Source organism: Citrobacter sp. HN-141 (assembly GCF_033341895.1).
Lineage (GTDB): Bacteria > Pseudomonadota > Gammaproteobacteria > Enterobacterales > Enterobacteriaceae > Citrobacter.
The window spans coordinates 241985-263338 of the sequence record NZ_JAWPBF010000006.1 but is presented as its reverse complement, the minus strand read 5'-3'; the positions used below and the strand labels follow the sequence as shown (position 1 = coordinate 263338).

Annotated in this window: 20 protein-coding genes and 1 rRNA gene; 8 read left to right on the top strand and 13 right to left on the bottom strand. The window is 52.7% G+C overall.

Annotation, left to right across the window (positions count from 1 at the left end; all coding sequences use genetic code 11):
• Together RYZ59_RS10070 and gmhB are read right to left on the bottom strand one after the other, a co-directional pair.
• A 16S ribosomal RNA gene (locus tag RYZ59_RS10070) occupies positions 1–1135 on the bottom strand; the annotation flags it as partial.
• 367 nt (positions 1136–1502) lie between these two features.
• Positions 1503–2069: a D-glycero-beta-D-manno-heptose 1,7-bisphosphate 7-phosphatase gene (gmhB, locus tag RYZ59_RS10065; protein ID WP_137383261.1), complete on the bottom strand. Its 567-nt coding sequence runs from the start codon at positions 2067–2069 to the stop codon at positions 1503–1505.
• A gap of 189 nt (positions 2070–2258) precedes the next feature.
• Here gmhB and metN point away from each other — a divergent pair, with 189 nt between their 5' ends.
• The 6 genes from metN to proS all read left to right on the top strand — a co-directional run bounded on the left by metN (position 2259) and on the right by proS (position 7850).
• Complete coding sequence (metN, locus tag RYZ59_RS10060; protein WP_318046199.1) at positions 2259–3290, top strand: methionine ABC transporter ATP-binding protein MetN; 1032 nt, start codon at positions 2259–2261, stop codon at positions 3288–3290.
• Entirely contained in the window at positions 3283–3936 is a 654-nt protein-coding gene (locus RYZ59_RS10055) for a methionine ABC transporter permease MetI (RefSeq protein ID WP_005132073.1), read from the top strand. Before metN ends, RYZ59_RS10055 begins: the two co-directional genes overlap by 8 nt.
• A 44-nt stretch (positions 3937–3980) precedes the next feature.
• Positions 3981–4796, top strand: coding sequence for a methionine ABC transporter substrate-binding lipoprotein MetQ (gene metQ, locus RYZ59_RS10050; protein ID WP_003829145.1), 816 nt, complete (start codon positions 3981–3983; stop codon positions 4794–4796).
• Positions 4797–4912: 116 nt separating this feature from the next.
• Positions 4913–5317 carry an Rcs stress response system protein RcsF gene (gene rcsF / locus RYZ59_RS10045; RefSeq protein WP_040230040.1) on the top strand — a complete coding sequence of 135 codons (405 nt, stop codon included), beginning with the start codon at positions 4913–4915 and terminating at the stop codon, positions 5315–5317.
• Positions 5314–6021, top strand: a complete 708-nt coding sequence (gene tsaA, locus RYZ59_RS10040; RefSeq protein WP_202039441.1) for a tRNA (N6-threonylcarbamoyladenosine(37)-N6)-methyltransferase TrmO — start codon at positions 5314–5316, stop codon at positions 6019–6021. Before rcsF ends, tsaA begins: the two co-directional genes overlap by 4 nt.
• Before the next feature lie 110 nt (positions 6022–6131).
• Positions 6132–7850 (top strand): proline--tRNA ligase, encoded by a 1719-nt coding sequence (gene proS, locus RYZ59_RS10035; RefSeq protein ID WP_061067289.1) that lies wholly within the window; start codon positions 6132–6134, stop codon positions 7848–7850.
• Between the two features lie 42 nt (positions 7851–7892).
• On the opposite strand, the gene nlpE is transcribed toward proS, so the two are convergent.
• From nlpE to RYZ59_RS10020, 3 genes are read right to left on the bottom strand one after another with little or no spacing between them, the layout of a single operon-like run.
• Complete coding sequence (gene nlpE, locus RYZ59_RS10030) at positions 7893–8591, bottom strand: envelope stress response activation lipoprotein NlpE (protein WP_318046205.1); 699 nt, start codon at positions 8589–8591, stop codon at positions 7893–7895.
• Between the two features lie 31 nt (positions 8592–8622).
• Positions 8623–9045, bottom strand: coding sequence for an alternative ribosome rescue aminoacyl-tRNA hydrolase ArfB (arfB, locus tag RYZ59_RS10025; protein WP_202039444.1), 423 nt, complete (start codon positions 9043–9045; stop codon positions 8623–8625).
• Complete coding sequence (locus RYZ59_RS10020; RefSeq protein ID WP_137383256.1) at positions 9045–9587, bottom strand: YaeQ family protein; 543 nt, start codon at positions 9585–9587, stop codon at positions 9045–9047. Before RYZ59_RS10020 ends, arfB begins: the two co-directional genes overlap by 1 nt.
• Before the next feature lie 199 nt (positions 9588–9786).
• Here RYZ59_RS10020 and RYZ59_RS10015 point away from each other — a divergent pair, with 199 nt between their 5' ends.
• Both RYZ59_RS10015 and rof read left to right on the top strand, forming a co-directional pair.
• Entirely contained in the window at positions 9787–9987 is a 201-nt protein-coding gene (locus tag RYZ59_RS10015; protein WP_005132083.1) for a YaeP family protein, read from the top strand.
• On the top strand, positions 9974–10234 hold the full coding sequence (gene rof, locus RYZ59_RS10010; protein ID WP_048212636.1) for a Rho-binding antiterminator: 261 nt from the start codon (positions 9974–9976) through the stop codon (positions 10232–10234). Before RYZ59_RS10015 ends, rof begins: the two co-directional genes overlap by 14 nt.
• Positions 10235–10298: 64 nt before the next feature.
• On the opposite strand, the gene tilS is transcribed toward rof, so the two are convergent.
• The 8 genes from tilS to lpxA all read right to left on the bottom strand — a co-directional run bounded on the left by tilS (position 10299) and on the right by lpxA (position 21353).
• Positions 10299–11591, bottom strand: a complete 1293-nt coding sequence (gene tilS, locus RYZ59_RS10005) for a tRNA lysidine(34) synthetase TilS (protein WP_318046209.1) — start codon at positions 11589–11591, stop codon at positions 10299–10301.
• A 61-nt stretch (positions 11592–11652) separates the two neighbouring features.
• Positions 11653–12042 carry a VOC family protein gene (locus RYZ59_RS10000; protein ID WP_318046211.1) on the bottom strand — a complete coding sequence of 130 codons (390 nt, stop codon included), beginning with the start codon at positions 12040–12042 and terminating at the stop codon, positions 11653–11655.
• 64 nt (positions 12043–12106) lie between these two features.
• On the bottom strand, positions 12107–14245 hold the full coding sequence (gene ldcC, locus RYZ59_RS09995; protein ID WP_318046212.1) for a lysine decarboxylase LdcC: 2139 nt from the start codon (positions 14243–14245) through the stop codon (positions 12107–12109).
• Between the two features lie 99 nt (positions 14246–14344).
• Entirely contained in the window at positions 14345–15304 is a 960-nt protein-coding gene (gene accA / locus RYZ59_RS09990) for an acetyl-CoA carboxylase carboxyl transferase subunit alpha (protein ID WP_003018513.1), read from the bottom strand.
• A 12-nt stretch (positions 15305–15316) separates the two neighbouring features.
• Positions 15317–18799: a DNA polymerase III subunit alpha gene (gene dnaE, locus RYZ59_RS09985; RefSeq protein ID WP_318046213.1), complete on the bottom strand. Its 3483-nt coding sequence runs from the start codon at positions 18797–18799 to the stop codon at positions 15317–15319.
• Between the two features lie 24 nt (positions 18800–18823).
• The gene (gene rnhB / locus RYZ59_RS09980) at positions 18824–19420 is read right to left on the bottom strand and encodes a ribonuclease HII (protein ID WP_318046215.1); all 597 of its coding nucleotides are present in this window, start codon (positions 19418–19420) and stop codon (positions 18824–18826) included.
• Positions 19417–20565 (bottom strand): lipid-A-disaccharide synthase, encoded by a 1149-nt coding sequence (gene lpxB, locus RYZ59_RS09975; protein WP_137383250.1) that lies wholly within the window; start codon positions 20563–20565, stop codon positions 19417–19419. The genes rnhB and lpxB overlap by 4 nt, the downstream gene beginning before the upstream one ends.
• Entirely contained in the window at positions 20565–21353 is a 789-nt protein-coding gene (gene lpxA, locus RYZ59_RS09970) for an acyl-ACP--UDP-N-acetylglucosamine O-acyltransferase (RefSeq protein WP_202039451.1), read from the bottom strand. The genes lpxB and lpxA overlap by 1 nt, the downstream gene beginning before the upstream one ends.
• Between the last annotated feature and the right edge of the window lies 1 nt (position 21354).

Genomic DNA, 21354 nt, shown 5'->3' with positions numbered 1-21354 from the left:
ACCGCTGGCAACAAAGGATAAGGGTTGCGCTCGTTGCGGGACTTAACCCAACATTTCACAACACGAGCTGACGACAGCCATGCAGCACCTGTCTCACGGTTCCCGAAGGCACTAAAGCATCTCTGCTAAATTCCGTGGATGTCAAGAGTAGGTAAGGTTCTTCGCGTTGCATCGAATTAAACCACATGCTCCACCGCTTGTGCGGGCCCCCGTCAATTCATTTGAGTTTTAACCTTGCGGCCGTACTCCCCAGGCGGTCGACTTAACGCGTTAGCTCCGGAAGCCACGCCTCAAGGGCACAACCTCCAAGTCGACATCGTTTACGGCGTGGACTACCAGGGTATCTAATCCTGTTTGCTCCCCACGCTTTCGCACCTGAGCGTCAGTCTTTGTCCAGGGGGCCGCCTTCGCCACCGGTATTCCTCCAGATCTCTACGCATTTCACCGCTACACCTGGAATTCTACCCCCCTCTACAAGACTCTAGCCTGCCAGTTTCGGATGCAGTTCCCAGGTTGAGCCCGGGGATTTCACATCCGACTTGACAGACCGCCTGCGTGCGCTTTACGCCCAGTAATTCCGATTAACGCTTGCACCCTCCGTATTACCGCGGCTGCTGGCACGGAGTTAGCCGGTGCTTCTTCTGCGAGTAACGTCAATGAATGCGGTTATTAACCACATCCCCTTCCTCCTCGCTGAAAGTACTTTACAACCCGAAGGCCTTCTTCATACACGCGGCATGGCTGCATCAGGCTTGCGCCCATTGTGCAATATTCCCCACTGCTGCCTCCCGTAGGAGTCTGGACCGTGTCTCAGTTCCAGTGTGGCTGGTCATCCTCTCAGACCAGCTAGGGATCGTCGCCTAGGTGAGCCGTTACCCCACCTACTAGCTAATCCCATCTGGGCACATCCGATGGCAAGAGGCCCGAAGGTCCCCCTCTTTGGTCTTGCGACGTTATGCGGTATTAGCTACCGTTTCCAGTAGTTATCCCCCTCCATCGGGCAGTTTCCCAGACATTACTCACCCGTCCGCCACTCGTCACCCAAGGAGCAAGCTCCTCTGTGCTACCGTTCGACTTGCATGTGTTAGGCCTGCCGCCAGCGTTCAATCTGAGCCATGATCAAACTCTTCAATTTAAGTTTGATGCTCGTGAATTAAACTTCGTAATGAATTACGTATGTTCACTCAGAGACTTGGTATTCATTTTTCGTCTTGCGACGTTAAGAATCCGTATCTTCGAGTGCCCACACAGATTGTCTGATAAATTGTTAAAGAGCAGTTGCGACGCGCTTTAGCGCTCTGTCGCGAGGTGGCGTATATTACGCTTTCCTCTTTCAGAGTCAACCTCTTATTTTCAGGTTTTTCTCTTCAACCGAACCGGCTGTTTGTGTGAAGTGATTCACATCCGCCGTGTCGATGGAGGCGCATTATAGGGAGTCGACTCAGGAAGACAAGCGGAAAAATGCATTTTTGTTTCAACCGCTCACCTTTTATCCATAACGCTTACTTTTGCTGCTTTTTTATCGCCATTGGCAGGTCTGCCAGACTATTTAGCACTAAATCTGCCGCATTTTCTGCTTCCGGAGTGACTGGCTTGCCTGTGCGCACTAATACCTTCGTTCCTACATTTGCAGCTGTCGCCGCCTGCATATCTTCTATTTTGTCGCCCACCATATAAGAAGCTGCCATATCGATGTGCAGAAAGTCGCGGGCGGAGATCAACATGCCCGGATGCGGTTTACGGCAGTCGCAGACCTGCCGATACTCTTCGACTGTGCCCTGCGGATGATGAGGACAATAATAGATACCATCCAGATCAACATCGCGATCGGCCAATGACCAATCCATCCATTCCGTTAACGTTTCGAATTGTGCCTCGGTAAATTTGCCACGGGCAATACCAGACTGGTTCGTCACGACAATCAGCGCATAACCCATCTTTTTAAGTTCACGCATAGCATCAATGACACCGTCGATAAATTCGAACTCGTCGATCTCATGGACGTAGCCGTGGTCCACATTAATAGTGCCGTCACGGTCGAGAAAAATTGCGGGTACAGACTTTGCCACCTTTTATAGCTCCTGAATAAGGCATGTTGCTCTAGTATCGCATGTTTCGGCGGGCAAGAAAGTGCTCATCGTGCAAAGCCCGATTGATTTAGACGTCTGGATGCCTTAACATCCATCTTGTTGACGGCGTCGACCGTATCAGACAGACGAAAATGCCACGGCTAACTTAATTACGATAATAAATAACCAATGATTAAACTTTTGAATATCACCAAAGTGTTCCTGCAGGGGACTCGCACCATTCAGGCGCTAAACAATGTAAGCCTGCATGTTCCTGCCGGACAGATTTATGGCGTTATTGGTGCCTCCGGTGCCGGTAAAAGCACACTCATTCGCTGCGTAAACCTGCTCGAGCGCCCAACTGAAGGTAGCGTTCAGGTCGGCGGTCAGGAGCTGACGACGCTTTCAGAGTCAGAGCTGACTAAAGCGCGTCGTCAAATTGGCATGATTTTCCAGCACTTTAACCTGCTCTCCTCCCGTACTGTTTTTGGCAACGTTGCGCTGCCGCTGGAGCTGGATAACACGCCAAAGGAAGAGATTAAACGTCGTGTGACGGAACTGTTGGATTTGGTTGGCCTGGGCGACAAACACGACAGCTACCCGGCTAACCTTTCCGGTGGTCAGAAGCAACGTGTGGCGATCGCCCGTGCTCTGGCAAGTAATCCCAAAGTGTTGCTGTGCGATGAAGCCACCAGCGCCCTCGACCCAGCGACGACCCGCTCGATTCTCGAATTACTGAAAGATATCAACCGTCGTCTGGGACTCACCATTCTGCTGATTACTCACGAGATGGACGTTGTAAAACGTATTTGCGACTGCGTGGCGGTCATCAGTAATGGTGAACTGATTGAGCAAGACACCGTCAGCGAAGTTTTCTCTCATCCGAAAACGCCGCTGGCACAGAAATTTATCCAGTCCACGCTGCACCTGGATATCCCGGAAGATTATCAGGAACGTTTAAAAGCAGAGCCGGAAGCCGACAGCGTACCGATGCTGCGTATGGAATTCACCGGTCATTCGGTCGATGCGCCATTGCTCTCTGAGACGGCCCGTCGCTTCAATGTGAATAACAACATTATTAGCGCGCAGATGGATTACGCCGGCGGCGTGAAGTTCGGCATCATGCTGACTGAAATGCACGGTACACAAGAAGATACACAAGCAGCCATTAGCTGGTTGCAGGAACACCACGTAAAAGTAGAGGTACTGGGTTATGTCTGAGCCGATGATTTGGCTGCTGGTTCGCGGCGTATGGGAAACGCTGGCAATGACCTTTGTGTCCGGTTTTTTTGGCTTTGTGATTGGCCTGCCCGTGGGCGTACTGCTGTACGTGACGCGTCCAGGACAAATCATTGAGAACGCGAAGTTGTACCGTACACTTTCTGCGCTGGTTAACATTTTCCGTTCCATCCCGTTCATTATTTTGCTGGTGTGGATGATTCCGTTCACCCGCATGATCGTGGGCACCTCTATCGGGCTGCAGGCCGCTATCGTCCCGCTGACCGTCGGCGCCGCGCCATTTATTGCTCGTATGGTGGAAAACGCCCTGCTGGAAATCCCGACCGGGCTGATTGAGGCCTCCCGTGCGATGGGCGCTACGCCGTTGCAGATCGTGCGTAAGGTATTACTGCCAGAAGCGCTGCCAGGGCTGGTCAATGCAGCAACGATTACCCTGATTACCCTGGTCGGTTACTCGGCGATGGGCGGTGCCGTCGGTGCCGGCGGTCTTGGCCAGATTGGCTATCAGTATGGCTACATTGGGTATAACGCTACCGTAATGAATACAGTACTGGTATTGCTCGTCGTTCTGGTTTATTTAATTCAGTTATCCGGCGATCGCATCGTCCGGGCTGTCACGCACAAATAACGTTACACACAACACTAAAAACTCATTAAGAAAAGGAAATAAGCATGGCGTTCAAATTCAAAACCTTTGCGGCAGTTGGAGCCCTGATCGGTTCTCTGGCACTTGTGGGTTGTGGCCAGGATGAAAAAGATCCTAACCACATCAAAGTGGGTGTTATCGTTGGCGCAGAGCAGCAGGTTGCTGAAGTCGCACAGAAAGTGGCTAAAGAAAAATACGGTCTGGATGTTGAACTGGTAACCTTCAACGACTATGTCCTGCCCAATGAAGCGCTGAGCAAAGGCGATATCGATGCTAACGCCTTCCAGCACAAACCGTACCTGGATCAGCAGATCAAAGATCGTGGTTACAAACTGGTTGCCGTAGGCAATACCTTTGTTTATCCGATTGCAGGCTACTCCAAAAAAATCAAATCATTGGATGAACTACAGGATGGCTCTCAGGTCGCTATTCCAAACGACCCGACTAACCTCGGTCGTTCCCTGCTGCTGCTGCAAAAAGTCGGTTTGATTAAACTGAAAGATGGCGTTGGCCTGCTGCCGACCGCGCTGGACGTGATTGAAAACCCGAAAAACCTGAAGCTGGTTGAACTGGAAGCGCCACAGCTGCCACGCTCACTGGACGACGCGCAAATCGCACTGGCAGTCATCAACACCACCTATGCCAGCCAGATTGGCCTGACTCCGGCAAAAGACGGTATCTTTGTTGAAGATAAAGATTCCCCGTACGTAAACCTGATCGTGACGCGTGAAGACAATAAAGATGCTGAGAACGTGAAGAAATTCGTTGAAGCATACCAGTCAGATGAAGTTTACGAAGCGGCAAACAAAGTCTTCAACGGCGGTGCTGTTAAAGGCTGGTAATTTTAGGCTGTTTTCACAATCTGTAATATCATCAGGACGGGCGCTTGCCCGTCTTGTCATTTATGCAAGCACCTGATTCAATATCTGACGTTTAGATCATTCATTGAGGAAATATTATGCGTGCTTTACCGATCTGTTTAGTAGCACTCATGCTGAGCGGCTGTTCTATGTTAAGCAGATCCCCTGTTGAACCCGTTCAAAGCACCGCTACCCCGCCAAAAGCGGAGCCGGAAAAACCAAAAGCACCGCGCGCGACGCCGGTCAGAATTATCACCAACGCAGAAGATCTGGTCGGTAAACCCTTCCGCGATCTTGGCGAAGTGAGTGGAGAATCCTGCCAGGCATCAAACCAGGATTCCCCTCCGAGTATTCCAACCGCACGCAAACGCATGCAGATAAACGCATCCAAAATGAAAGCCAATGCGGTATTGCTGCACAGTTGCGAAGTGACCAGCGGGACGCCGGGCTGCTATCGTCAGGCGGTTTGCATTGGTTCTGCCCTGAATATTTCGTCTAAATGAGTCATTTTCAGTTCGAGCAAATAGGCGTTATCCGCTCTCCTTATAAAGAAAAGTTCGCAGTCCCACGCCAGCCGGGTCTGGTGAAAAGCGCCAACGGCGAACTGCATTTGCTCGCGCCCTATAACCAGGCCGATGCTGTTCGCGGCCTGGAAGCATTCAGCCATTTGTGGGTGATTTTTGTTTTTCACCAGACAATGGAAGGCGGATGGCGACCCACCGTGCGCCCTCCTCGTCTTGGCGGCAACGCCAGAATGGGCGTATTTGCCACGCGTTCGACCTTTCGTCCTAACCCTGTCGGGATGTCGCTGGTTGAGTTAAAAGAGATTGTCTGCCACAAAGAGAGCGTCATTCTGCAACTGGGTAGTCTGGACCTGGTCGACGGAACGCCGGTGGTCGACATCAAACCTTATCTGCCATTTGCAGAAGCACTACCTGACGCCACTGCCAGCTACGCGCAGCATGCGCCGGTTGCCGAAATGGCGGTAAGTTTCACTACAGAGGTTGAACAACAGCTTCTGACGCTGGAAAAACGTTATCCATTGCTGAAAACATTTATCGGCGAAGTACTGGCACAGGACCCACGTCCTGCGTATCGTAAGGGTGAAGAGACAGGCAAAGCGTATGCCGTCTGGCTACACGATTTCAATGTGCGCTGGCGCGTAACGGAAGAAGGTTTTGAAGTCTTTGCGCTTGAACCCCGCTAATTTCGTGCCCTTCTCTTTTGACATCCCTTTCTCGCTGGTAAACTAAACCACTTTTTTTGTGTCAGGCTGGCATCCAGCCTGTTCGATCGTTCAACTGGAACCGTAACAACATGCGTACTAGCCAATATCTGCTCTCCACTCTGAAGGAGACACCTGCCGACGCCGAAGTCATCAGCCACCAGCTGATGCTGCGCGCCGGGATGATCCGCAAGCTGGCCTCCGGGTTATACACCTGGCTGCCGACCGGCGTGCGCGTCCTGAAAAAAGTCGAAAACATCGTGCGTGAAGAAATGAATAACGCCGGTGCGATCGAGGTGTTGATGCCGGTCGTTCAGCCTTCTGAACTGTGGGAAGAGAGCGGTCGTTGGGAACAGTACGGCCCGGAACTGCTGCGTATCGCAGACCGTGGCGATCGTTCATTCGTACTCGGCCCAACGCATGAAGAAGTCATCACCGACCTGATCCGTAATGAGCTGAGCTCTTACAAACAGCTGCCGCTGAACTTCTATCAGATCCAGACCAAATTCCGTGACGAAGTTCGCCCACGATTCGGCGTGATGCGTTCCCGCGAATTCCTGATGAAAGATGCGTACTCTTTCCATACTTCTCAGGAATCTCTGCAGGAAACTTACGACGCGATGTATGCTGCGTACAGCAAAATCTTCAGCCGTATGGGCCTGGATTTCCGCGCAGTACAGGCGGATACCGGCTCTATCGGCGGTAGCGCCTCTCACGAATTCCAGGTGCTGGCACAGAGCGGCGAAGATGATGTGGTGTTCTCCGACAGCTCGGATTTTGCTGCCAACATCGAATTTGCTGAAGCCGTTGCGCCGAAAGAACCCCGCGCAGCCGCCACTCAGGAAATGACGCTGGTTGACACACCGAATGCGAAAACCATCGCCGAGTTGGTTGAGCAGTTTAATCTGCCAATTGAAAAAACCGTTAAAACCCTGCTGGTGAAAGCGGTTGAAGGCAGCAGCTACCCGCTGGTTGCGCTGCTGGTTCGCGGCGATCACGAACTGAACGAAGTCAAAGCAGAAAAACTGCCGCAGGTTGCCAGCCCGCTGACTTTTGCTACTGAAGAAGAAATCCGTGCCGTCGTGAAAGCAGGTCCAGGTTCTCTTGGTCCGGTGAACATGCCGATTCCGGTGGTTATCGACCGTACCGTTGCGGTAATGAGTGATTTTGCCGCCGGCGCCAATATCGACGGTAAACACTATTTCGGTATCAACTGGGATCGTGACGTAGCTACCCCTGAAGTTGCTGACATCCGTAACGTAGTCGCCGGCGACCCGAGCCCGGACGGCAAAGGTACGCTGATGATCAAACGCGGTATCGAAGTGGGCCACATCTTCCAGCTGGGTACCAAGTATTCTGAAGCGATGAAAGCTGCCGTTCAGGGTGAAGATGGCCGTAATCAGATTCTGACCATGGGCTGCTACGGTATCGGGGTGACTCGCGTGGTTGCTGCCGCTATTGAGCAGAACTTTGACGATCGCGGCATTGTATGGCCAGACGCCATCGCACCGTTCCAGGTCGCTATTCTGCCAATGAACATGCACAAATCCTACCGTGTGCAGGAACTGGCTGAGAAGCTGTACGCAGAACTGCGTGCACAGGGTATCGAAGTGCTGATGGACGATCGTAAAGAACGTCCGGGCGTGATGTTTGCCGATATGGAACTGATCGGCGTTCCGCACACCATCGTGCTGGGCGACCGTAACCTCGACAACGACGATATCGAATACAAATACCGTCGTAACGGCGAGAAACAGCTGATTAAAACCGGCGACATCGTCGACTACCTGGTCAAAGCCATTAAGGGTTAATACCAGCAAAAGGCCCTGATTATCAGGGCCTTTTTTTATCGATTAATTACACGCTTTACCGGGGATAAATTTCGCGTCTTTATCCGCCATCAACGTTTTCACCTTCTCTCCCGTGTCCGGGTTCGCTTCCTGCGTGAAATGCGCTTCAAGTGTCAGTAGTACCGACTGCCCCTCTTCCGTGCGTGCGGTCAAATAATCACGCTCAAGCTGGGCATTGTTTGCTACCGGCATCCGTTTACCCGTTGCACAGTCGGTAAAAATTGCCGCGTCAGCCATGTAGAAGTACATTCCCCGCATCGGCATTGGCGTCACCGGTAGGCTGGCAGAAACCGGCTGTAAGGTGTAGTTAAACTGCGACTCAATCGGATTGCCTTCACGATCGAGCATTTCCAACGCCTCGCCTTTTGCCCGATAGAACGACTTTTCACCTTTGCTGTCGGTCAGCACCAGCTTGTCAGCCGTGCGTTCCCAGGTGCCATAAGAGGCAAAAGAGGACGGCTCATCACGTACGCCCTGATAGCGTTCGTTCATGACCCATGTTCCATCTTTTTCGAGGAACAAAGAGGTTTCAATCCCTTCGCAGTCCGCGCACGGCAAGATGCCACGCCAGCTTTGCTGCATCGGTTTTAATTCTGCCGCTTGCGTCGGTTGCAGAACATCAACTTCAGAGCGATTGTTACAGCCGATCAAGGCAAAGAGTGTAAATACAGCTGCTAATGACAGTATTGCTGTTTTCACCACAGATTCCTTCTCAATATTGTATTCCTATCCGTCAGTCCTGTGGACGACGAACTTTCCCGCGCAGTGCCTTCACCGTGGACTTTTGCGCCTTCGATGACAATCTGCGCTCTTTTGAAGCGCGTGTCGGGCGCGTGGCCTGCCTACTTTTCTGCACTGCGGTTAATTCTTTAATCACCGCCACCAGCCGGGATATTGCCGCTTCCCGGTTCAACTCCTGGCTACGGTATTCCTGAGCCTTAATAATAATGACACCCTCGCCGCTGATCAGATGATGGCTGGCAGCTAACAGGCGTTCCTTGTAATACTCTGGCAGGCTGGATGCCCGAATGTCAAAGCGCAAATGAATAGCCGTTGAGGTCTTGTTAACGTGCTGACCGCCCGCGCCCTGTGCCCGAATCGCCGTGATTTCCAGCTCATTGTCAGGGATAGAGACGTTTCGGGAGATAACAATCATCAACGCGGCTGCCACGCGGTCAGATGAATTTCCAGATTGTTCTGAGAGTCGGACAGCCAGATAGCACCGTCCTGGATAGTTGCCTGCAGCGCCATTGTACGACCAGCAAAATCACTCAGTTGCGCCAGCTGTTCATCATCCAGATACCACACGGTGAGATTTTTAAACTGCGCACATTTGTTCTGGTTTTGCTGCCACCAGATCTGAGCCGCACGGCTGTTGTAGGCAAACAGAGCAACCTCGCCAGACTGGTTACAGGCTTTTTTAATACGGCGCTCATCCGGCAGACCCAGCTCAATCCAAAGATCGATGCCCAGATGATCGTTACGCAGCCATGCTTCAGGCTCGTCTTCCGCGCTCAGGCCACGCGTGAACTGCAGCCGTTCATCGGCATATTTAATCCAGGCCAGCAGGCGCAACATCATGCGTTCCTGGGTTTCTGAAGGGTGACGCGCCAGCGTCAATGTCGCGTCAAGAAACTGGTTGCGGTCGAGATCCGCTACGTTGACGACGGCTTTATAGATTGTCGCTTTAAGCGCCATGGGAAAACTCCTTTTGAATCAGGCTGCCATTGTAGCGAAAACGGCGGCAAAAGGCTGCTAACGACTAACGTGTGTACCGTCCATCAAGGCGCTGATATTGCTTGAATGAGTATGGTATAGTCACCTTGCTAAACAGAGTTTATCTTCGTAGGCTTAGACTTGCATCCACGGTTAAGTCAGAGTGCTGACAGGAGGGCATGTGGAAAAATATTGTGAGTTAATACGCAAGCGGTACGCGGAAATCGCCAGCGGAGACTTAGGGTATGTCCCGGATGCGCTGGGTTGCGTATTGAAGGTACTTAATGAAGTGGCGGCAGACAGCGCCCTTTCAGAGTCGGTCAGGGAAAAGGCGGCCTATGCTGCCGCGAACTTACTGGTGAGCGATTATGTCAATGAATGAAACGTATCAACCCATCAACTGTGATGATTACGACAATCTTGAACTCGCCTGCCAGCACCATTTGTTACTGACGCTGGCGCTCAAAGATGGCGAAGTTCTACAGGCAAAAGCAAATGACCTGGTTTCACGCAAAAATGTGGAATATCTGGTCGCCGATGTCTCGGGTGAAACCCGTGAGCTTCGCCTCGACAAAATTGCCAGTTTCAGTCACCCGCAAATCGGTACCGTGGTCGTCAGCGAATCTTAACCTTTCTTGCACCTTATCCGGCCTACTTTCCATGCGATACGTAGGCCTGATAAGCACAGCGCCATCAGTCATGCCACATCAGACTCACGCCTTCTTCATCTACCGCCGCCCCTTCCCGCGTGACAAAAACCCCTGCTGCCGCAATCAGCGTGTCACCATAAAACAGTAATGGCGTGGTATCTCGCCGCCAGGGAGGAATACCCTGCTCCTGCCAGATTTTTTTAAGCTTACGCCCACCGTTACGCCCGACAATATGCAATAACCCAGGCGCTTTAAAACGAATACTAACGGGTTCATCCGCACGCGGCATACGCAGCTCACCCGTAGCGATAAGCTGTACCTCGCCCAATCCAGCAGGTAGCGCCAACGGCGTTTGCCAGCATGACCACGGGATGACACTTTCACTTTGCCCGTTCACGGATTTCACCCACCACAGCTGCGACTGATAACGGCGGACGTCATACTCACCAAGGCGAAAACAGGGCGATGCGTCCTCACGTGCCAACGCGACTTGCTGCCAGATACGTTCTAACGCATCACGGGAAGGCATCGGTGCATTTAATCCTGCCAGCCAGCGACGAAGCAGCGCAGCACGCCGTACGGTACTCATCGTCATTAATGGCCCGAGCAAGAGTGTACCTTGCGCCGTAACGCAGTTGGCTAAATCGCTGGCCAGCAGTTCATCCAGTAAGCTCTCCTGCTCAGCGCACAGCGCAGCGCTACGAGCCGTGGCTTGCGCGAAGTGCGGCCAGCGCTGTTGGAGCAATGGAGTAACGCGCAATCTGAGGAAATTGCGATCGTAGGCGTCATCCTGATTACTTTCATCTTCGATCCAGCGTAATTCATGCTGGCGCGCCCATGTTTCAAGCGCCTCTCGCGTTTGCGCCAGCAACGGTCGAATCAGTTGGGTTCCGGCGAACGGCGAGTTTTCCCCCATGGCGGAAAGTCCGGCAGGACCGCTGCCACGCTTAAGCGCTAACAAAAATGTCTCACATTGATCGTCCAGATGCTGAGCGGTCATCAGCACCTCTCCAGGCAGCAGCGTCTGCGCAAAGGCCTGATAGCGTGCGCGTCGCGCCTGCGCTTCGATGCCCAGGCCATCATCCTCAAGATGGACCCGTTCAACCACCAGCGGCACCTGCCACTGCGCACATACCGACTCACAGTGCTGTACCCAACTGTCTGCGTGCGGGCTTAATCCGTGATGAATATGGATTGCGCGTATAGCGACATCAGGATGCAGCGCTCGCCACAGCACCAACTGATGCAGCAATACGGTGGAATCCAGCCCGCCGCTAAAGGCGACGAGGATCGCGTTAGTGTTCAGAAGTGAAGTGTTCAGCGTAAGTGTCGTCATGATGATTGCTTACAATAGCATTGCCCGTCACGTTACCGGGCTAAAGCCACAATGACAAGCCTTACAGCTCGTACAGTTCAAGCGGTAATCCGTCTGGATCGTTAAAAAACGTAAAGCGTTTACCGGTAAAGGGATCGATGCGCACCGGCTCACATTTCACATGATGGGCTTCAAGATGCGCGATCGACGTTTCCACATCCTCGACGCTGAACGCCAGATGGCGTAAACCACAGGCTTCCGGTCTACTGGGGCGACAGGGTGGGAAAGGAAAAGAAAAAAGCTCAATCACGTACTGGCCGTTCAGCGCCAGATCGCCTTTCCAGGAGTCACGTTCTTCCCGGTAGGCTTCACTTATTAACGTGAAACCTAATACATCGCAGTAAAATGCCTTACTGGCCCTGTAGTCTGTCGCAATAATGGCAATATGGTGAACCTGTTTTAACCCCAGCATGTTCTTCGCCTCTTTAATTTTTCTCTCAGCACGTTACTCGTGCGCAACGGGTTCCGGCAAGTCGTTATGCCATTTTCAGGACTCTCACACGATACACGCCGTCCTCACCCAACTTAGCGCCATGGATATCGGTTTCAAATCCAGGGTAGCGCTGCCCCACCGAGCACAGCATCAGCAGGAAATCGAGTACTGACCGGCTTTTTTCTGTGATCATTTCTCCGGGCATCAGCAGCGGGACACCAGGAGGATAAGGCAAGATCATATTGGCGGAAACTCGCCCCACCAATTGATCAAGAGTGACAGTTTCGACGTCACCTTTAATTTGACGCTGCCAGGCCTGATGAGGTGTCATTTTCATTTCCGGCAACGTGTCGAATGCCCGCAGCATCAACCCGGAGAGATCGTGTTGGCGGATCAATCGATGGATTCCCTGGGCCAGATCCTGAATACGCATAGTGCGATAAAAATCGGGGTCCTCAGCATACAGATCCGGCAGCATGTTTTTAACGCGTAAATTCAGATCGTACGAACGTTTAAATTCCGTTAGTCCACGTAGGAGACCCATCGCCCGGGTTTTATCAATACCAATACTGAACAGGAACAACAGATTATACGGGCCCGTTTTCTCCACGACGACACCGCGTTCATCAAGGAATTTCGCCACCAGCGCAGCGGGTATCCCCTCTTCGCTCATAGTTCCCTGCTCATCCATCCCCGGCGTCAGAATGGTCACTTTCACCGGGTCGAGGAACATATGGTCGGCATCAGCATCAACAAACCCATGCCAGTCTTCACCTGGTGCTACTGGCCAGCACTCTGCTTCATCGACCTTTTCCGGCTGCCAGATATCAAAGAACCAGCCATCCGACTCTTCGCGTAGCCGCTGTACTTCTTTGCGAAAATGCAGCGCCCGCTCCACCGAACGATTGATTAACCGCTTACCTGAGTTTCCACGCAGCATCGCTGCCGCCGTCTCGATCGAAGCGACAATCGGGTAGCTTGGAGACGTGGAGGTGTGCATCATAAAGGCTTCGTTGAACGTCTCTTCGTCATAATCGCCTTTAATATGAATCAGCGAAGCCTGTGACAACGCCGCCAGCATCTTGTGGGTGGACTGAGTTTCAAAAATCACCTTCCCTGGCACCCTTTCACCGCTCATCCCGCTTTTCCCCTGATAGATCGGATGAAAATGGGTGTAGGGCACCCAGGCCGAGTCAAAGTGAATAGACGGCACATCCAGGGTTTGCTTGATCCAGTTAGTGTTGTAGAGCAACCCATCGTAAGTGGAGTTAGTAATTACCGCATGCACCGGCCATTGCGCCTGTACCGTCTCGGTGACCTTGCGCTCGATACTCTCCCGGGTAAATTCACGCTTAGGTATACCGCCAAGGATACCCAGCGCATTACGCGTCGGCTTGAGCCATACGGGCACGACATCGCTCATCATCAGCAAATGCGCCAGAGACTTATGACAGTTGCGGTCAATCAGTAGCGTACTTCCCGAAGGTGCGGCATACATGCCAACAATCTTGTTCGACGTCGAGGTGCCGTTGGTCACCATATAGCTTTGCTCGGCACCAAACGTGCGCGCAATGTACTCCTCCGCTTCGAGGTGCGGACCGGTATGGTCGAGCAGCGATCCCAGCTCAGTCACCGAAATGGAGACATCAGCCTTAAGCGTATTGCCGCCAAAGAAATCATAGAACAGGCAACCGATCGGGCTTTTCTGGTATGCCGTTCCCGCCATATGCCCTGGGGTACAAAAAGTGTACTTTCCCTCTTTCACATAGGTAAACAGCGCTTTGGTAAAAGGTGGCGTAATGTTGTCGAGATATTCATTGGTATACTGGCGAATACGCGTGGCAATATCGTCAGACTGACCCAATGCGTACTCAAAGAACCACAGCGCCATGCGCAGATCGTGTGCGCTGACATCCATCGTCGAATGGGTATTAATAAAGGCGTAAAGTGGGAGGTATTCGTTAAGCTGGTTGATGTCGCTACACAAATCCAGGCTGTATTCATCCCAGTCAAAAATGACGCCACAAATACGCGGGTTGTGCTCAATAAATTTCAGCAGGTCGTTGCTATTCTGCGGCCAGATTATCTGAAACCCCTGCTGCTGTAGCGCACGTTCAAGCTCCTTGATGGGCTCATCTTTGTAAAAGACGCCATGCGGTCCCATGATGGCAATGATATTCATGCGTTCCTCCTGGAAAAACCTTAGTTAATCATAGCCTGGTCAAACCGCAGGTAAAAAAAAGGGCCACAGCGTTGTGGCCCTTTTCAGAATAAATGCAGTTTAGGCGTAGCCGTAGCTCATCAGACGCTGATAACGACGGTTTTTCAAATCATCTTTGCTTAACACGTCAAGATCGGCAAGATCGGCCAACAGCTGTGCTTTCAGTGATGCAGCCATCACTTCCGGGTTGCGGTGCGCGCCACCCAGCGGCTCCGGGATGATAGAGTCGATAAGTTTCAGCTCTTTCAGACGCGGTGCGATAATCCCCATCGCTTCTGCAGCGAGCGGGGCTTTGTCTGCGCTTTTCCACAGAATAGAAGCACAACCTTCCGGGGAGATAACGGAATAAGTGCTGTATTGCAGCATATTCACTTTATCACCCACACCGATCGCCAGTGCACCACCGGAACCCCCTTCACCGATAACGGTGCAGATAACCGGTACGCTCAGACGTGACATCTCACGCAGATTACGCGCAATCGCTTCAGACTGGCCACGTTCTTCCGCACCTACGCCCGGGTAAGCCCCAGGGGTGTCGATGAAGGTAATGATCGGCATATTGAAACGCTCAGCCATTTCCATCAGACGCAGCGCTTTGCGATAGCCTTCCGGCGCTGGCATGCCGAAGTTACGACGAATTTTCTCTTTGGTCTCACGGCCTTTCTGATGACCGATGATCATCACCGGACGGCCATCCAGACGCGCGATGCCGCCGACAATGGCCTTGTCATCTGCATAGGCACGATCGCCCGCCAGCTCATCAAATTCATCAAACGCCAGGCGGACATAATCCAGGGTGTATGGACGCTGTGGATGGCGAGCCAGCTGGGCTACCTGCCATGCGCCAAGATCGGCGAAGATTTTACGCGTCAGTTCTACGCTTTTTTCACGCAGACGATGCACTTCTTCATCGATGTTAATATCCAGTTTCTCATCCTGACGGCTAACCGCAGTCAGAGAATCGATTTTTGCTTCCAGCTCTGCAATCGGCTGTTCAAAATCAAGGAAATTCAGACTCATAGTATTCCTGTATTAGTCAAACTCCAGTTCCACCTGCTCCGAACCAATAAGGCCACGGAGATCGTTTAACAAACGATCGCTCGGAGAGACACGCCACGTTGCGCCAAAACGCAATCGTGCTCGTGCATCCGCCCTCTGATAGTAGAGATGTACTGGAATTGTCCCCGAGCGGTGGGGTTCCAGAGACTGACGGAGTCGGTTTAAAAGCTGGTCATCAATTTGCCTGTCCGTCAGCGAGATAGCAAGCCCGCGAGCATATTTTTCCCGGGCTTCGTCAATATCCATGACTTCACGGGCCATCATTTTAAGCCCACCGCTGAAGTCATCAAAGCTGACCTGTCCGCTGACGATAAGTATGCGGTCTTTTTCCAGCAAATGCTGGTATTTATCCAGAGCATCGGTAAATAACATCACTTCCAGACGTCCGGAACGGTCATCCAGTGTACAGATGCCGATACGATTGCCGCGCTTGGTGACCATTACCCGCGCAGCAATGACGAGCCCCGCAGCCGTGGTAACTTTACCACGTTCTGTCGGATGCATGTCTTTCAGCCTGTAGCCTCCGACATAGCGCTCAATTTCTTTTAAATACTGATTGATAGGGTGTCCCGTCAGGTAAAGCCCTAACGTTTCACGCTCACCGTCCAGTACCACCTGTTCCGGCCACGGCTGGCAGCTGGCATAGGATTGCTCAATTTGTTCCGGCTCTTCCGCCAGTACGCCAAACATATCGGCCTGACCGATAGCTTCCGCTTTCGCATGTTGATCGGCGGCTTTAAGCGCATCGTTCAGTGAGTTCATCAGTGCTGCGCGATGCGGCCCCAGGCGGTCAAACGCCCCGGACATGATTAGCTTTTCCAGCACCCGGCGGTTAAGTTTTTTGATATCCGTGCGTGCACAGAGATCAAACAGCTCGCGGAAGTAGCCGCCTTCGTTACGCGCCTCAATAATAGCTTCAATTGGCCCTTCACCCACGCCTTTTATCGCGCCGATGCCATAAACAATCTCGCCATCATCATTCACGTGAAAATGGTACAACCCGGAGTTGATATCTGGCGGCAGGATTTTCAGCCCCATACGCCAGCATTCATCCACTAATCCCACCACTTTCTCGGTGTTATCCATATCGGCCGTCATCACCGCCGCCATAAACTCAGCGGGGTAATGCGCTTTCAGCCACAGCGTCTGGTAAGAGACCAACGCATAGGCAGCGGAGTGCGATTTGTTAAATCCATAACCGGCGAATTTCTCCACCAGGTCAAAGATTTTCATCGCCAGCTCGCCGTCTACACCACGCTTCTTCGCCCCTTCTTCAAAGGTGCCGCGCTGTTTGGCCATCTCTTCTGGCTTTTTCTTACCCATCGCACGACGCAGCATGTCCGCGCCGCCAAGGGTATACCCAGACAGCTCCTGGGCAATCTGCATAACCTGTTCCTGATACAGGATAATGCCGTAGGTTGGCTCCAGTACCGGTTTCAGGCACTCATGTTGCCACTGCACATCCGGGTAAGAGATCTCTTCACGCCCGTGCTTACGGTCAATAAAGTTATCTACCATCCCCGACTGTAGCGGACCGGGGCGGAACAGTGCCACCAGGGCTATCATATCTTCGAAGCAGTCAGGCTGCAGTCGCTTGATAAGATCTTTCATACCGCGGGATTCAAGCTGGAAGACGGCTGTCGTCTCCGAGCGTTGCAGCATGTCAAAACTTTTCTTGTCGTCCAGCGGGATCGCGGCGATATCCAGCGGCGGTTCGCCGTTCTTCTCACGCCGCGCGTTGATCATCTCCAGCGCCCAGTTGATGATGGTGAGCGTGCGCAGGCCGAGGAAGTCGAACTTCACCAGGCCGGCGTATTCCACGTCGTTTTTATCAAACTGGGTAACCGGGTGCAGCCCCTGCTCATCACAGTACAGCGGTGCAAAATCAGTAATTTTTGTCGGTGCGATAACCACACCACCGGCGTGTTTACCCGCGTTACGCGTGACGCCTTCCAGCTTGCGCGCCATATCAATAAGCGCCCTAACCTCTTCATCTGCCTCATAGATTTCCGGCAGTTGAGGTTCAGCCTCAAAGGCTTTGGCCAGCGTCATACCCGGATCGGGCGGCACCAGTTTCGAAATACGGTCAACGAAACCGTACGGATGCCCCAGCACGCGCCCCACATCGCGGATAACCGCTTTTGCAGCCATGGTACCGAAGGTAATAATCTGCGAAACCGCATCGCGCCCATACATTTCCGCGACGTGTTCAATAACCTGGTCGCGTTTCTCCATACAGAAGTCAACGTCGAAATCAGGCATCGAGACACGTTCCGGGTTCAGGAAGCGTTCGAACAGCAGGTCAAATTCCAGCGGATCAAGGTCGGTAATTTTTAACGCGTAAGCCACCAGCGAGCCCGCACCAGAACCACGTCCTGGGCCTACCGGTACACCGTTATCTTTCGACCACTGGATAAATTCCATAACGATCAGGAAGTAGCCCGGGAACCCCATCTGGTTGATAACTTTAAGTTCAATCTCCAGACGTTCGTCGTAAGGCGGGCGCTTCTGCGCGCGAACTTCAGGATCGGGGAACAGAAACGCCAGACGTTCTTCCAGGCCTTCACGCGATTTCGCGACGAGGAAATCCTCGGTGGTCATGTCGCCGGTCGGGAATTGCGGCAAGAAGTATTCGCCCAGGCGCACCGTCACGTTACAGCGTTTGGCAATCTCGACGGTGTTTTCCAGCGCTTCCGGGATATCGGAGAACAGCTCGCACATCTCCTCTTCGCTGCGCATATACTGCTGCGGCGAGTAGTTGCGCGGGCGTTTGGGATCATCAAGCGTAAAGCCGTCGTGGATCGCCACGCGGATTTCGTGTGCGTCAAAGTCACCGGTTTCAAGGAAGCGAACATCGTTGGTCGCGACCACCGGCAGGCCACGTGTTTCGGCCAGCGCTACTGCAGCATGCAGGTAATTTTCTTCATCCTGGCGACCGGTACGGATCAGCTCAAGGAAGTAGCAATTAGGGAAATGCTCTTCATAAAACGCCACGCACTCGTCAACCAGTGCGCTATTACCGCGCAGCAGGCTGCGTCCGACATCGCCCATGCGACCGCCGGAGAGCAAAATCAAACCTTCTTTTAGCTCGACCAACCAATCCCGGTCGATAACCGGTCCTTCTGCGCCATAACCGCGCTGATAGGCTTTCGAAATCAACAACGTCAGGTTCTGGTAGCCCGTATTATTAGCCGCCAGTACCGTCAGTTGCGTGAGTTCATCACCCAATAGTTCGCTACGGACATGAAAATCTGCGCCAACAATCGGTTTAATACCTGCGCCATGACCCGCTCCGTAAAACTTCACCAGACCACACAGGTTGGTAAAATCGGTGATCGCCAGCGCAGGCATGCCCAACGCGGCCGCCTTTTTCACCAGCGGCCCGGTTTTCGCCAGCCCATCGATCATGGAGTAGTCGCTGTGCACCCGCAGGTGGACGAAACGAGGTTCAGACATCTTCAGATTCCTTTAACACAAGAATCAGGACGTGAGTCCCAGTGCGCGTTTGACAGGAGCAAAACTGCGACGATGGTGCTCAATTGCACCATGCTCAGCGAGCGCAGCCAGATGAAAAGCGGTTGGATAACCTTTGTGCTGAGCAAAACCATACTGCGGGAACACCTTATCCAGCTCGGCCATTTCAGCATCGCGCGTTACTTTCGCCAGGATGGACGCTGCGCTGATTTCCGCAACGCGGCTGTCACCTTTTACCACCGCCATCGACGGTACCGGCAATGTCGGGCAACGGTTTCCGTCGATCAGGACGTATTCCGGCGCAATATGCAAACCAGCAACCGCACGCTGCATTGCCAGCATCGTGGCGTGCAGAATGTTCAGCTCATCGATTTCATGCGGTTCCACACGCCCCAGGCTCCAGCTTAACGCTTTATCTTTGATTTCATCAAAAAGCGCCAGCCGACGCTTTTCCGACAATTTTTTGGAGTCGTTAAGACCCACTATCGGACGTGCCGGGTCAAGAATAACGGCGGCAGTCACTACCGCGCCAACCAATGGGCCACGTCCAACTTCATCCACACCCGCCACCAAATGCGTATGTGGATAAACAAATTCAATCATTGTGCTAACTCCAGAACTGCATCCGCTGCCTGCTCATCCGCATTGCAACGGATCTGCTGATGCAATTCGCGGAACGTGTCGTGCATCGCATGGCTGGTTTTACCGTTCGCCAGCAGAGGCAGCAACGCGTGCGCCAGCGCCTGCGGTTCACATTCATCCTGCAACAGCTCTTTGACGAGTTCTCTTCCCGCCAGCAGGTTAGGCAGTGATACGTAATCGGTCTTCACCAGACGTTTTGCCAACCAGAAAGTGAAAGGTTTCATACGATAGCCGACAACCATTGGGCATTTCGCCAGCATACATTCCAGTGCAGCCGTGCCTGAGGCTAACAGCGCAGCATCACTGGCGATCATCGCTTCACGTCCCATTCCGTTGAGCATATGCACGGAAAGCTCCGGAGCAACCTCAGCCTTGATACGTTCAAATTGCTCGCGCCGTTTGGCATTGACCAACGGCACGACAACTTCGAGATCCGGATAATGCTGACGTAATAGCTGCGCCGTTTTCAGGAAATCGGCGCTGAGCATCTCCACTTCTGCACCACGACTCCCAGGCAAAAGCGCCAGGCAGTGAGCATCATGAGGAATGCCTAACACATCACGCGCCGCGTTTTTATCCGGGTCCAGCGGCATGGCGTCCGCCATGGTGTGACCGATAAAGCGACACGGGACGTTAAATTTGTCATAAAACGCTTTTTCGAAAGGCAGAAAGGCCAACACCATATTGGTGGATCTGCCTATTTTGAAAACGCGTTTCTGTCGCCACGCCCATACAGAGGGGCTGACATAATGAATGGTTTTAATACCCTGCGATTTCAGGTTACCTTCAAGGGTAATGTTGAAATCAGGCGCATCGATCCCGACGAAAACATCCGGCTTAAGGTCGGTGAATCGGCGAGTGAGATCGGCACGAATATGCAGTAAACGGCGCAGGCGTCCGAGCACTTCTACAATGCCCATTACTGCCAGTTCTTCCATTTCGTACCAGGCTTCACAGCCTTCCGCCTGCATCAATGGCCCCGCAACGCCAACAAAACGCGCATTGGGAACACGAGCCTTGAGTGCACGAATTAAACCGGCACCAAGAATATCGCCGGAGGTTTCTCCGGCGACAAGGGCAATCGTTAAAGGACGCTGCTCAGTCATTAACGAATCAGACCACGCGTTGAGCGTTCAAAAAAGTCACTAAAAGCCTGAACATCGGGGTACTGCTTCGCCAGTTCGGCGATTTCAGGTTTCACTTCCTCAAGCGTTTTACCGCTGCGATACAGCGCCTTATAGGCGTTGCGGATCGCGGTAATCGCTTCACGGGTGAATCCACGGCGTTTCAGACCTTCGATGTTAACGCCAAATGGCGTCGCGTGGTTGCCCTGGGCGATAACGTACGGCGGGACGTCCTGGGCTACGCCAGAACAGCCACCCACCATCACGTGTGCACCAATAATGCAGAACTGGTGCACCGCGGTCATGCCGCCGATGATAACAAAGTCATCAAGCGTTACATGTCCGGCAAGTGTCGCGTTATTCGCCAGAATGCAGCGGTTACCTACCGTACAATCATGCGCAACGTGTGCGTTAATCATCAGTAAGTTATCGCTGCCCACCTTCGTCAACCCACCGCCTTGCACTGTGCCACGATGAATGGTAACGCTTTCGCGAATGCGGTTGCGATCGCCAATTTCCACACGGGTCGGTTCACCAGCATATTTCAGGTCCTGGTTCACTTCACCAATGGAGGCAAACTGATAAATCTCGTTATCGCGACCAATTTTTGTATGGCCATTCACGACAACGTGAGACTTCAGTACGGTACCCTCACCAATTTCAACATGGGGTCCAACAATACAAAATGGGCCAATGTGAGCATTAGCGCCAATGCTGGCGCCGTCTTCGACAATGGCTGTTGGGTGAATAAAGGCGGATTTATCAATCACG